General features: G+C 72.1%; 8 protein-coding genes. 6 read left to right on the plus strand and 2 right to left on the minus strand.

Annotated features, from left to right (window positions below; translation table 11 throughout):
• Window positions 1–46 precede the first annotated feature (46 nt).
• From ACZ4YY_RS26140 to ACZ4YY_RS26150, 3 genes are read left to right on the plus strand one after another with little or no spacing between them, the layout of a single operon-like run.
• Window positions 47–2,026: a beta-galactosidase gene (locus tag ACZ4YY_RS26140; RefSeq protein WP_468294829.1), complete on the plus strand. Its 1,980-nt coding sequence runs from the start codon at window positions 47–49 to the stop codon at window positions 2,024–2,026.
• Window positions 2,023–4,227, plus strand: coding sequence for a glycosyl hydrolase family 95 catalytic domain-containing protein (locus ACZ4YY_RS26145; RefSeq protein ID WP_468294832.1), 2,205 nt, complete (start codon window positions 2,023–2,025; stop codon window positions 4,225–4,227). The genes ACZ4YY_RS26140 and ACZ4YY_RS26145 overlap by 4 nt, the downstream gene beginning before the upstream one ends.
• Window positions 4,228–4,267: 40 nt before the next feature.
• A complete protein-coding gene (locus tag ACZ4YY_RS26150; protein ID WP_468294835.1) occupies window positions 4,268–4,996 on the plus strand; it encodes a glycoside hydrolase family 12 protein in 729 nt (242 codons plus the stop codon).
• 208 nt (window positions 4,997–5,204) lie between these two features.
• On the opposite strand, the gene ACZ4YY_RS26155 is transcribed toward ACZ4YY_RS26150, so the two are convergent.
• Together ACZ4YY_RS26155 and ACZ4YY_RS26160 are read right to left on the minus strand one after the other, a co-directional pair.
• Window positions 5,205–7,247, minus strand: a complete 2,043-nt coding sequence (locus ACZ4YY_RS26155) for a glycoside hydrolase family 31 protein (RefSeq protein ID WP_468294837.1) — start codon at window positions 7,245–7,247, stop codon at window positions 5,205–5,207.
• Window positions 7,248–7,366: 119 nt separating this feature from the next.
• Complete coding sequence (locus tag ACZ4YY_RS26160; protein ID WP_468294839.1) at window positions 7,367–8,374, minus strand: LacI family DNA-binding transcriptional regulator; 1,008 nt, start codon at window positions 8,372–8,374, stop codon at window positions 7,367–7,369.
• A 356-nt stretch (window positions 8,375–8,730) separates the two neighbouring features.
• Between ACZ4YY_RS26160 and ACZ4YY_RS26165 the strand changes: the two genes are divergently transcribed.
• The 3 genes from ACZ4YY_RS26165 to ACZ4YY_RS26175 all read left to right on the plus strand — a co-directional run bounded on the left by ACZ4YY_RS26165 (window position 8,731) and on the right by ACZ4YY_RS26175 (window position 13,302).
• Complete coding sequence (locus ACZ4YY_RS26165) at window positions 8,731–10,665, plus strand: acyl-CoA dehydrogenase family protein (RefSeq protein WP_468294842.1); 1,935 nt, start codon at window positions 8,731–8,733, stop codon at window positions 10,663–10,665.
• A 73-nt stretch (window positions 10,666–10,738) separates the two neighbouring features.
• Window positions 10,739–11,998: a 1-deoxy-D-xylulose-5-phosphate reductoisomerase gene (dxr, locus tag ACZ4YY_RS26170; protein ID WP_468294845.1), complete on the plus strand. Its 1,260-nt coding sequence runs from the start codon at window positions 10,739–10,741 to the stop codon at window positions 11,996–11,998.
• 11 nt (window positions 11,999–12,009) lie between these two features.
• Window positions 12,010–13,302 carry a M50 family metallopeptidase gene (locus ACZ4YY_RS26175; protein WP_468294867.1) on the plus strand — a complete coding sequence of 431 codons (1,293 nt, stop codon included), beginning with the start codon at window positions 12,010–12,012 and terminating at the stop codon, window positions 13,300–13,302.
• Window positions 13,303–13,441 lie beyond the last annotated feature (139 nt).

Raw genomic sequence — 13,441 nt, forward strand, 5'->3', positions numbered from 1 at the left:
GCCTCGTCACCAACGGGAGCGGCATCCAGTACGGGGAGCCCGTCCTATGCGTGACAGGCCGACACTGCGTGACGCGACCCGCGGCCGCATCCTCTTCGGCGGCGACTACAACCCCGAGCAGTGGCCCGAGAAGACCTGGCACGACGACGTCCGGCTGATGAAGGACGCCGGCGTCAACTCCGTCACCCTCGGCGTCTTCTCCTGGTCGAAGCTCGAACCCGAGCCCGGCGCGCGGGAGTTCGGCTGGCTGGACCGGCTGATGGACCTGATGCACACCAACGGCGTCGGCGTCGTCCTGGCCACCCCCACCTCCGCGCCCCCGCCCTGGATGGGCCGGCTGCACCCGGACACCCTGCCCCGCGACGAGAACGGCGACGTCGAGTGGTGGGGCGGCCGCCAGCACTTCTCCCACTCCAGTGCCACCTACCGCCGCTACGCCGCCGCCATCACCGAGGACCTGGCAGCCCGCTACGGCGGCCACCCCGCCCTCACCATGTGGCACATCAACAACGAGTACTGCACCTTCGACCACGGCGACGAGGCCGCCGCCGCCTTCCGCCGCTGGCTGCGGGAGAAGTACGGCACCCTCGACGCCCTGAACGAGGCCTGGGGCACCGCCTTCTGGAGCCAGGGCTACGACAGCTGGGACGGCATCCTGCCCGCACGCCGCCCCCACTACCTGCGCAACCCCACCCAGGTGCTGGACTTCCGGCGCTTCACCTCCGACATGCTCCTGGAGTGCTACACCGCCGAACGCGACATCGTCACCCGGCACACCCCCCACATCCCGGTCACCACCAACTTCATGCCGCTGTGGTCCGGCCAGGACGCCTGGCGCTGGGCCGAGGAGGAGGACGTCGTCTCCGTCGACCTCTACCCCGACCCGCGCGACCCCCTCGGCGCCCAGAACGGCGCCCTCGTCCAGGACCTGACCCGCTCCCAGGCGCGCGGCCCCTGGATGCTGATGGAACAGGCGGCCGGGCCCGTCAACTGGCGCGGCGTCAACCACCCCAAGCCACGCGGCCTCAACCGGCTCTGGTCCCTCCAGGCCGTGGCCCGGGGGGCGGACGCCGTCTGCTACTTCCAGTGGCGGCAGTCCCGCCAGGGCGCGGAGAAGTTCCACTCCGGCATGGTCAGCCACGCCGGGGAGGAGGGCCGGACCTACCAGGAGATCAGGCAGCTCGGCGCCGAACTCGCCGCCCTCGCCCCCGAGGTGGCGGACCGCCGGGTCGGCGCGGACGTCGCGATCCTGCACGACTGGCACGCCTGGTGGGCGAGCGCCCAGGACGGCCGCCCGTCCACCCACGTCGACCACGCGGCCCTGCTGCACGCCTGGCACCGCGCCCTGTGGGAGGGGCAGTTCGCCACCGACTTCGCCCACCCCGAACACGACCTCACCGCCTACCGGATGGTCGTCGTCCCGCAGCTCTACCTCCTCACCGACGCGGCGATCGACAACCTCCTCGCCTACGTCGACGGCGGCAACACCCTCGTCACCGGCTTCCTCACCGGCGTCGCCGACCAGGACGACCGGGTCCGCGACGGCGGCATGGACGCCCGGCTGCGCGCGCTGTTCGGCATCCGCACCCTGCACGAGTGGTGGCCGCTGGAACCGGAGGAGACCGTCGACTGCGACGGCTTCCGCGGCACCCTGTGGTCCGAGGAGATCGAGCCGGACCCGGCAGCCGTCGCCGAGACGATCCCCTACCGGGGCGGCGAGCTCGACGGGCTGCCCGCCGTCCTGCGGCGGGGTCGCGCCTGGTACGTCTCCACGCTGCCCGAGCCGCAGGCCCTGCGCGCGCTGCTCGCCCGGATCGCCGCCGGGGCCGGCGTCCGGCCCGTGCTCGACGACCTCCCCGCCGGTGTCGAGGCCGTGCGCCGCGGCGAACTGCTGTTCCTGCTCAACCACGGCCGTGAACCGGTGACCGCCGAGGTCCCCGGCACCCACCGCGACCTGCTCACCGGCACGACCGTCACGGACACGGTCGCCCTCGGCCGCTACGGAGCGGCGGTCCTCGCGCCATGACGAGCGGACCCGTCCACGGAACCTGGGAGCCGCACCCCGCCGCCCGCTGGGAGGACGGCTTCCTCAGCGGCAACGGCCACCACGGCGCCCTCGTCCTCGGCGACCCCGAGGACGACCGGGTCGTCGTCACGCACCACACCCTCGTCCGCCCGAACGGCACCGAGCACCGCCGGCCCCCCGAGCTGGCCGCCGACCTCCCCGCCCTCCAGGACCGGCTGCTGGCCGGAGACCTCACGGCCGCCGAGAGCTTCACCGACGGACGCCCGATGCAGTGGGTGCGGCCCTTCCACCCCGCTTTCCAGGTGCGGCTGCGACGGTCCGCCGCCCACGGCCCCCGCTACCGGCGCCGGGTCGACTTCGCCACCGGCGAGACGACCGCCACCCGCGGCGACTGGACCAGCCGGGTCTTCGTCTCCCGCGCCGACGACGTGATCGTCCAGCACGTCACCGCCCGCGGCCTCACCCTCGGCATCGAGCTCGACCACCGTCTCCCGGGCGCCCCCACCGGCCTCTCCGTCGGCCACGGCACCCTCCTCACCCCCGAGGGCGCCGCCCTCAGCCTCCGCGCCCGCTACCCGGGCGACGACGAGGGCTACACCGGCGTCACCCTCGTCGCGGTCACCGGGGGCCGGGTGACCCTCGCCGCGTCCGGCGCCGCCCGCGTCGAGGACGCCGACTCCGTCCTGCTCCTCACCCGCGTGCGGCGGCACACCGGTGAACTCGACGTCACCGCGGAGACCCGCGCCCTGCGCACCCTGCTCGCGGACCGGTCGTACGAGGACCTCCTCGCCCGGCACACCGACCTCCACCGCGCCGCCTACGAACGGGTCGCCCTCGACCTCGCCGCCGACCCGGACGAACGCGCCCTGCCCGGCTCCGAACTGCTGAAGCGCCCCCGCAGCGGCGCGCTCCTGGAGCGGCTCTTCGCGGCCGGCCGCTACCACCTGCTCAGCGCCTGCGGCCTCCTCCCGCCCCGGCTCACCGGTCTGTGGACGGGAGACTGGGACACCGCCTGGTCGGGGGCGTTCACCAACGACGCCAACCTCAACCTCCAGACCGCGTCCGCGGCCGCCGCGGCCCTGCCCGAGGTCACCGCGGCCCTGGCCGCCCTCGTCGAGCGCCAGCTGCCGGACTGGCGGGAGAACGCCCGCGCCGTCTTCGGCGCCCGGGGCGCGGTCGCGCCCGCCCACACCGACGGCGAGTCGGGGCTGACGTACCACTTCAGCCGCGAGTACCCCCTCCACCTGTGGACCGCCGGCGCCGACTGGCTGCTCAAGCCGCTCGTCGACCACGACGACACCCGCGGCGCACGCGACCCGCGCACCGCCGCGGCCCTCGCCGAAGTGGCCCGCTTCTACGAGGACTTCCTCACCCGCACCGACGAGGACGGCCGGCTCGTCGTCGTCCCGTCCTACTCCCCGGAGAACCGGCCCGCGAACGCGAGCTGGGGCGCGATCAACGCGGCCATGGACCTCTCCGCCGCCCGGCACGCCCTCCTCACCGCCGCCGACTACCACCCGCACAGCCCCAAGGAGGCCGACCGCTGGCGCGCCCTCGCCGACCGGCTGCCGCCGCACCGGACCAACGCCGACGGCGCCCTCGCCGAATGGGCCCGCCCCGGCCTCGACGACAGCTACGACCACCGCCACCTCAGCCACCTCTACGCCGTCTGGCCCCTCGACGAGATCAACCCCTACGACACCCCGCGCCTGGCCGCCGCCGCCCACCGCGCGCTGGAACTGCGCGGCGCCGAGAACGACTCCGCGCACGGCCACCTCCACCACGCGCTGATCGCCGCCCGGCTGCGCGACGGCCGGCGCGTCGACCGGGCCCTCGCCCGGGTGCTGGAGGGCGACTTCTTCCACGACTCGCTGATGAGCGCCCACTACCCCCACCGCGACGTCTACAACGCCGACGCCGCCCATACCCTGCCCGCCGTCCTGATCGAGATGCTCGTCCAGTCGACCCCCGACCGGCTGGTCCTGCTCCCCGCGCTGCCTGCCGCGCTCCCGGCCGGCGAACTGCGCGGGGTCCGCACCCGGTTCGGTGCCGAGCTCGACCTGCGCTGGCGGCCCGAGGGCGCCCGCGCCGTCCTGCGACCGCACCGCACCCACCGCGTCGAACTGCGGACTTCCTCCGGCGCCGAACCGCTCGACCTCGTCGCCGGAGAAGACCACGTCCTCACTCTGGGGTCGTGGTGATCCTCCCCCCGCACCTCCCCCCACCCCTGGAAGGGACCCCATGGCTTCCCACACCCTGAACAGGATCACCAAGGTCCTGCTGGCCCCCGCCCTCGCGCTGGGCGCCACCATCGGCCTCGCCTCCGCCCCCGCCTCGGCCGCCGTCTGGAACACCTGCGACCGGTGGGGCAACACCAGCCTGAACGGCTACACCCTCTACAACAACATCTGGGGCGGAGGTGCCGGCAGCCAGTGCATCTGGGCCAACTCCGGCACCAACTGGGGCGTCTGGGCCAACCACCCCAACACCGGCGGCATCAAGTCCTACCCCAACGCCAAGAAGGTGATCAACAAGACGATCACCTCCCTCGGCTCGCTCAACAGCAGCTACAACGTCACCGTCCCGTCCTCGGGCGCGTACAACACCTCGTACGACATCTGGGACACGGACTACGACTACGAGACGATGCTGTGGGTCAACTACAACGGGGCCGTCGGCGCCCTCGGCACCTTCCAGCAGAGCGTCACGCTCGGCGGGCACAGCTGGAACGTCTACAAGGGCCGCGTCTACCGGGGCGACGGCACCTACTGGGACGTCTTCTCGTTCCTGCGCACCTCGGACTCCACCGCCGGCACCGTCCAGATCCTGCCGATCATGAAGTGGATCAAGGACACCAAGGGCTGGATGGGCAACGAGACGATCGGTGACGTGCAGTTCGGCTTCGAGATCACCTCGTCGTCCGGGGGTCTGAACTTCCAGACCAACAACCTGACGGTAAGCAGCAGTTGAGAAAACGGGGAGCCGTCCGCGGGGCGGCTCCCCGCCCGGGCGCGGGTGCGGTTGCATGACGCCATGCGATTTCGCGAACGCCACCCGGACGCCCTGCACACCCGCGCCCTCGTCCGCTCCCTGGCCTCGGTCTGCCGCTGACGCACCCGACGGTGCGGCCGGTCCCTCCCCCCCCCACGGGGCCGGCCGCACCCTCCCCCCGACGCCGCTACTCCGCTACGGGCAGCCGCGCCCCGTCCCGCAGGAACAGCGGGATCCGGTCCAGCGGGGCGTCGACCGTCACGGCCGTCCCGCCCTCGTACGTCTCACCCGTCCACGCGTCCGTCCAGCGCGCGCCCGCCGGCAGGTAGGCCGTGCGGACCGTGGCCCCCGACGTCAGCACCGGTGCGACGAGCAGGTCCCGGCCGAAGAGGTAGGAGTCGTCCACCGACCAGGTCGCCGCGTCCTGCGGGAACTCCAGGAACAGCGGCCGCATCACCGGCAGCCCCTCCTCGTGCGCCTCCCGCATGACCTCGAGGACGTACGGCTTCAGCCGCTCGCGCAGCCGCAGGTACTTCTCCAGGATCGCGCCGGCCTCCTCGCCGTACGACCACACCTCGTTGGGCCCGCCGGTCATGTCCGGGCCGAGCGGCATGCCGGGGTCGCGGAAGCCGTGCAGGCGCATCAGCGGCGACAGCGCGCCGAACTGGAACCAGCGGACCATCACCTCGCGGTACGCCGGGTCGTCCGGGTCGCCGCCGTGGAAGCCGCCGATGTCCGTGTTCCACCAGGGGATCCCCGACAGCGCGGTGTTCAGACCTGCCGCGATCTGCCGGCGCAGGGTCGCGAAGTCGGTGCCGATGTCCCCCGACCACAGGGCGGCGCCGTAGCGCTGGCTGCCCGCCCACGCGGAGCGGTTGAGGGTGATGATCTCCTCCTCGCCCGACGCGCGCAGGCCCTCGTGGAAGGTGCGGGCGTTCTCGGCCGGGTACAGGTTGCCGACCTCCAGGCCGGGGCCCGCCCAGTAGCGCAGGTTCTCCTGGAAGCCCGGCTTCAGCTCCGGCTCGCAGGCGTCCAGCCAGAAGGCGGTGATGCCGTACGGCACGAGGTAGTTGTCACGGACGCGCGACCACACGAAGTCACGGGCCTCGGGGTTCGTGGCGTCGTAGAAGGCCACCTGGACCGTGGAGGCGACCTCCTTGTCCGGCCAGTCGGCGTGCGCCATGGGGCCGTACTGGGTGCCGATGAAGTAGCCGCGCTGCTCCATGACCGGGTGGTTCTCGGAGAGCGGCGACACCGACGGCCAGACGCTGACGACCAGCTTGATGCCGAGCTCGTCCAGCTCCCGCACCATCGCGGCCGGGTCCGGCCACTCCTTCGGGTCGAACTTCCACTCGCCCAGATGCGTCCAGTGGAAGAAGTCGCAGACGATCACGTCGAGGGGCAGGTTCCGGCGCTTGTACTCCCGTGCCACGGCGAGCAGTTCGTCCTGCGTGCGGTAGCGCAGCTTGCACTGCCAGAAGCCCGCCGCCCACTCCGGCAGCATCGGGGTGCGGCCGGTGACCGCGCTGTAGCGGCGCTGGGCGTCCGCGGGGGCGCCCGCCGTGATCCAGTAGTCGATCTGCCGGGCCGAGTCCGCCACCCAGCGGGTGCCGTTGCCGGCCAGCTCCACCCGGCCGATCGCCGGGTTGTTCCACAGCAGGGTGTAGCCGCGGCTGGAGGTGAGCACCGGGATGCCGACCTCCGCGTTGCGCTGCACCAGGTCCAGCACCAGGCCCTTCTGGTCCAGCCGCCCGTGCTGGTGCTGGCCGAGGCCGTACAGCTTCTCGTCGTCGTAGGCGGCGAACCGCTGCTCCAGCCGGTGGTAGCCGTTGCCGACGGCCGTGTAGAGGCGGGAGCCCGGCCACCAGAAGTGGGCGCGCTCCTCGGCCAGCACTTCACGGCCGTCCTCGGTGCGCAGGAAGCGGATCAGGCCCTCGGCGTCGACCTCGACGGTCAGCGCGCCCACCGTCAGCCGCCCGACACCGTCCTCGATCTTGACGGTGCTCTCGGTGGCCGGGGCGGTGTCGAGCAGGGCGCCCGGCAGCCCCGGAAGGACCGGCCCGCCGAGCCGGGCCCGCACACGTACCGCGTCCGGGCCCCACGGCTCGACGCGCACGGTCTCCTGACGGCCGCTCCACTCCAGCGCGCCGTCCCGCTCGCGGAAGGTGCCGACGGTGGGGGAGGACTGGGCCAGGCTGACCTTGGGGTGGATCTCGGCAGGCTGATTCACGAGGCGTACTCCTGGAAGAGGACACGGGGATGCCCCGACAGGGGCCAGACGGGGGAGGTCATGGTCGGCGAGCGGGGTCACACGGGGGAGGTGCCGGTCGGCGGGCGGGGGCGCAGGGATCAGGAAGCGGACGGTCCCGAACTCGCCCGGACGGTCAGCTCGGGGGCGATCAGCACCACCTCGTCGCTGCCCCGCCCGTCGAGCTTGGCCACGAGGTGCTCCACGGCGCGCCTCCCCATCTCCTGTGCGGGGATGGCGACCGAGGTCAGCCGCACCGAGGCCTGGACGGCGACCTGGTCCGGGCAGATCGCGACCACCGACACGTCCTCGGGCACGGCCCGGCCCTGCTGGCGCAACAGCGCGAGCAGCGGTTCGACCGCCGACTCGTTCTGCACGACGAAGCCGGTGATGCCCGGCCGCTCGTCGAGGATCCGGGCCAGCGTCACGGCCATGGCGTCGTAACCGCCCTCGCACGGTCGGTGCAGCACCCGCAGACCCAGCTCCCGGGCCCGGGAGCGCAGTCCGTCGAGGGTGAGCTCGGCGAAGCCGGTGTGCCGTTCGTAGACCGCGGGGGCCTCGCCGATGACGGCGACATCCCGGTGCCCGAGCGTCGCCAGATGTTCCAGGCACAACGCGCCGGTCGCACTCCAGTCGAGATCGACGCAGGTCAGACCGCTGGTGTCGGCGGGCAGTCCGATCAGGACGGACGGCTGGTCGGTGCCGCGCAGCAGCGGCAGCCGTTCGTCGTCGAGCTGGACGTCCATCAGGATCATCGCGTCGGCGAGCCCGCTGCCGGTGACGCGACGGACGGCGTCGGGGCCCTCCTCGCCCGTGAGCAGCAGGACGTCGTAGCCGTGCGTGCGGGCCGTGGTGGCCACCGCGATGGCGATCTCCATCATCACCGGCACGTACATGTCGGTGCGCAGCGGGATCATCAGCGCGATGATGTTCGACCGGCTGCTGGCCAGGGCGCGAGCCCCGGCGTTGGGGTGATAGCCGAGTTCGCGGATGCTCTGCTCGACCCGATGCCGGGTGGTCGCGGAGATGGACCGCTTGCCGCTGAGGACATAGCTCACCGTGCTCGCCGAGACTCCGGCGTGCTGGGCGACCTCGGCGAGGGTGACCATCCAGCTCTCCAAGCTTTGTGAAGCGCTTCGACAGCGCGCAGTGGGAACAAGGGCTAGTGGGGGTGGTTCGACAGTAGCTCTAGCGGGAGTGGGTGTCCATACGTTGTCGAAGCGCTTCGACACCTTTTTCGCGCCGGGCGGCGACCCACCGGGCCGCGCACGCGCACCGTCCCCCCGGAACGCCCCGCCCCGCAACCCTCGGGAACCCCCTCCGGGGCACCCGTTCGGCGCAAGCATCGGGGCACCGGACGCGCGAGGGGTGGTGGGGTCGCCCCGGATCGGGTACCAACGATCGGGTAGGACCCGTCAGTAACCGATTCAGGTCCGAGATCCCGATTCGCGGCGAGGTGAGCCTCATGTCCGCACCACCCCTGAAGAAACCCGTCGTCACCGAGCGTGAAGCCCGTGAGGTGGCCGAGGCCGCCCGCGACCAGCACTGGCGCAAGCCCAGCTTCGCCAAGGAACTGTTCCTCGGCCGCTTCCGCCCCGACCTCATCCACCCCCACCCCCTGCCCACCGACGAGGCCGTCCGGCGCGGCGAGCAGTTCCTGTCCAAGCTGCGCTCCTTCTGCGAGACGCAGGTGGACGGCGCCCGCATCGAACGCGAGGCGCGCATCCCGGACGAGGTCGTGGCCGGCCTGAAGGAACTCGGCGCGCTCGGCATGAAGATCGACCCCAAGTACGGCGGGCTCGGTCTCACTCAGGTGTACTACAACAAGGCCCTGGCCCTGGCCGGCTCCGCGAGCCCCGCGATCGGGGTGCTGCTGTCGGCGCACCAGTCGATCGGCGCCCCCCAGCCGCTGAAGCTGTTCGGCACACCCGAGCAGAAGCAGCGCTTCCTGCCCCGGTGCGCCCGCACCGACATCAGCGCCTTCCTCCTCACCGAGCCGGACGTCGGCTCCGACCCGGCCCGCCTCGCGACCACCGCGGTGCCCGACGGCGACGACTACGTCCTCGACGGGGTGAAGCTGTGGACCACCAACGGCGTGGTCGCCGACCTCCTCGTCGTCATGGCCAGGGTGCCGAAGTCCGAGGGCCACCCCGGCGGCATCACCGCCTTCGTCGTGGAGGCCGACACGCCCGGCGTCACGGTCGAGAACCGCAACGCCTTCATGGGTCTGCGCGGCATCGAGAACGGCGTCACCCGCTTCCACCGGGTCCGCGTCCCCGCCGCCCACCGCATCGGCCCCGAGGGCGCCGGCCTGAAGATCGCGCTGACCACCCTCAACACCGGCCGGCTCTCGCTCCCGGCGTCCTGCGTCGCCGCCGGCAAGTGGTGCCTGAAGATCGCCCGCGAGTGGTCGGCGGCCCGCGAGCAGTGGGGCAAGCCGATCGCCCACCACGAGGCCGTCGGGGCGAAGATCTCCTTCATCGCGGCGACGACCTTCGCCCTGGAGGCCGTGCTGGACCTGTCGAGCCAGATGGCCGACGAGGACCGCAACGACATCCGCATCGAGGGCGCCCTCGCCAAGCTGTTCGCCTCCGAGATGGGCTGGCGCATGGCCGACGAGCTGGTTCAGATCCGCGGCGGCCGCGGCTTCGAGACCGCCGACTCGCTGGCCGCCCGGGGCGAGCGGGCGGTCCCCGCCGAACAGCTCCTGCGCGACCTGCGCATCAACCGCATCTTCGAGGGCTCCACAGAGATCATGCACCTGCTGATCGCGCGCGAGGCCGTCGACGCCCACCTCTCGGTCGCCGGCGACCTCATCGACCCCGACAAGTCCCTCCAGGACAAGGCGAGGGCCGGTGCGGGCGCGGGCGTCTTCTACGCCAAGTGGCTCCCCAGGCTCGTCGCCGGGCCCGGTCAGCTCCCGAACTCCTACAGCGAGTTCAGGCACGGCGTCGACCTCTCCCCGCACCTGCGCTACGTCGAGCGCCACGCCCGCAAGCTCGCCCGCTCCACCTTCTACGCCATGTCCCGCTGGCAGGGCCGGATGGAGACCAAGCAGGGCTTCCTCGGCCGCATCGTCGACATCGGCGCCGAACTGTTCGCGATGAGCGCGGCCTGCGTCCGCGCCGAACTGCTGCGCTCCCGCGGCGAGAACGGCCGCGAGGCCTACCAGCTCGCCGACGCCTTCTGCCACCAGTCCCGCATCCGCGTCGAGGAGCTCTTCGGCCGCCTGTGGTCCAACACCGACGACCTCGACCGCAAGGTCGTCAAGGGCGTCATGGCCGGCAGCTACACCTGGCTGGAGCAGGGCATCGTCGACCCGTCGGGCGACGGCCCCTGGATCGCCGACACCCCACCCGGCCCGAGCGCGCGGGAGAACGTCCACCGCCCGATCCGGTGAGCGGGCCCAGGGTGTCCCCCCGTGCGGGGGACACCCTGTCCTGCCGTGCGGCCGTTACGGCCACAATGGGGGGATGAGCGACAGTCCAGCCCCCCTCGCCGATCCACACCTCGTCTACGACCCCGTCGCGGGCGACGGACCCAAGGACGTGGTGGTCCTCGGCTCCACCGGATCGATCGGCACGCAGGCCATCGACCTCGTGCTGCGCAACCCGGACCGCTTCCGGGTGACCGGCCTGTCCGCCAACGGCGGCCGGGTCGCCCTCCTCGCCGAGCAGGCCCGCCGACTGCGGGTGCGGACCGTCGCGGTCGCCCGCGAGGACGTCGTACCCGCGCTGCGCGAGGCGCTCACCGCCGAGTACGGCGCCGGGGAGCCGCTGCCCGAGATCCTCGCCGGCCCGCAGGCCGCCACCGAGGTGGCGGCCTCCGACTGCCACACCGTCCTGAACGGCATCACCGGATCCATCGGCCTCGCGCCCACCCTCGCCGCCCTGGAGGCGGGCCGCACCCTCGCGCTCGCCAACAAGGAGTCGCTCATCGTCGGCGGCCCGCTGGTGAAGGCGCTCGCCAAGCCCGGCCAGATCATCCCGGTCGACTCCGAGCACGCCGCCCTCTTCCAGGCCCTCGCCGCCGGCACCCGCGCCGACGTCCGCAAGCTCGTCGTCACCGCCTCCGGCGGCCCCTTCCGCGGCCGCACCAGGGAGGAGCTGGCGCACGTCACCGTCGAGGACGCCCTCGCCCACCCCACCTGGGCCATGGGCCCGGTGATCACGATCAACTCCGCGACCCTCGTCAACAAGGGCCTGGAGGTCATCGAGGCGCACCTGCTCTACGACATTCCCTTCGACCGCATTGAGGTGGTCGTGCATCCTCAGTCGTATGTCCACTCGATGGTTGAGTTCACGGACGGATCGACACTGGCACAGGCGACGCCCCCCGACATGCGCGGGCCCATCGCCATCGGCCTCGGCTGGCCGCAGCGGGTGCCCGACGCGGCCCCCGCCTTCGACTGGAGCAAGGCGTCGACCTGGGAGTTCTTCCCGCTCGACGACGAGGCCTTCCCCTCGGTGAACCTCGCCCGGCGCGTGGGCGAGCTCGCGGGGACGGCCCCGGCGGTGTTCAATGCCGCCAACGAGGAGTGCGTGGAGGCGTTCCGGGCGGGCGCCCTGCCGTTCAACGGGATCATGGAGACCGTCACCCGTGTCGTCGAGGAACACGGCACGCCGGTCACGGGAACCTCGCTCACCGTGTCGGACGTCCTCGAAGCGGAGACCTGGGCGCGTGCCCGGTCCCGGGAACTGACAGCACAGACGGCGACCGCGGAGGCGCGTTGATGACGTCCCTGATGATGATCCTCGGCATAGTCGTCTTCGTGATCGGCCTGCTGGTCTCGATCGCCTGGCACGAGCTGGGACACCTGTCCACCGCCAAGCTCTTCGGCATCCGCGTCCCGCAGTACATGGTCGGCTTCGGCCCGACCATCTGGTCGCGCCACAAGGGCGAGACCGAGTACGGGGTCAAGGCGATCCCCTTCGGCGGCTACATCCGCATGATCGGCATGTTCCCGCCCGGTGACGACGGCCGGATCACCGCCCGCTCCACCTCGCCGTGGCGCGGCATGATCGAGGACGCCCGCTCCGCCGCGTTCGAGGAGCTCAAGCCCGGCGACGAGACCCGCCTGTTCTACACGCGCAAGCCGTGGAAGCGGGTCATCGTGATGTTCGCGGGCCCCTTCATGAACCTGGTCCTCGCCGTGGCGCTGTTCCTCACCGTCCTGATGGGCTTCGGCATCTCCCAGCAGACCACCACGGTCAGCTCGGTCTCCCAGTGCGTCATCAAGCAGAGCGAGAACCGCGATACCTGCCGGACCGGCGACCCCGCCTCCCCGGCCGCGGCGGCCGGCCTCAAGGCCGGCGACCAGATCGTCTCCTTCGCCGGGGTGCGGACCGACGACTGGAACGAACTGTCCGACCTGATCCGCGCCAACCCCGACCGGACCGTCCCGATCGTCGTCGAACGCGACGGCCGGGAGGTCACCCTCACGGCGACCATCGCCACCAACCAGGTCGCCAGGAAGGACTCCGGCGGCCAGATCGTCCAGGGGCAGTTCGTCACCGCCGGCTTCCTCGGTTTCAGCGCCGCCACCGGCATCGTCAAACAGGACTTCGGAGAGTCCGTGACCTGGATGGGCGAGCGCATCGGCGAGGCCGTCGACTCCCTCGCCGCCCTGCCCGGCAAGATCCCCGCCCTGTGGGACGCGGCCTTCGACGGCGCCCCCCGCGAACCCGACTCACCCATGGGCGTGGTCGGCGCGGCCCGCGTCGGCGGTGAGATCTTCACCCTGGACATCCCGCCCACCCAGCAGCTGGCGATGGCGTTGATGCTGGTCGCGGGCTTCAACCTGTCCCTGTTCCTGTTCAACATGCTGCCGCTGCTCCCGCTCGACGGCGGGCACATCGCGGGCGCCCTGTGGGAGTCGCTGCGCCGCAACACGGCCAAGGTGCTCAAGCGGCCCGACCCCGGGCCGTTCGACGTGGCGAAGCTGATGCCGGTCGCCTACGTCGTGGCGGGGATCTTCATCTGCTTCACGATCCTCGTCCTCATCGCGGACGTCGTGAACCCGGTGAGAATCTCCTAGCCGCGCGCAGTCGAGGGAGGGGGGGGGGGGGGGGGGGGGGGAGGGGGGGGGGGAGGGAGGGGGGGGGGGGGGGGGGGGGGGGTGGGGAGGGGGTAGGATCTACTCCTCCAAGAACGAGTACGCAACCGACCATTGATGG

The organism is Streptomyces sp. NPDC030143 (assembly GCF_055573695.1).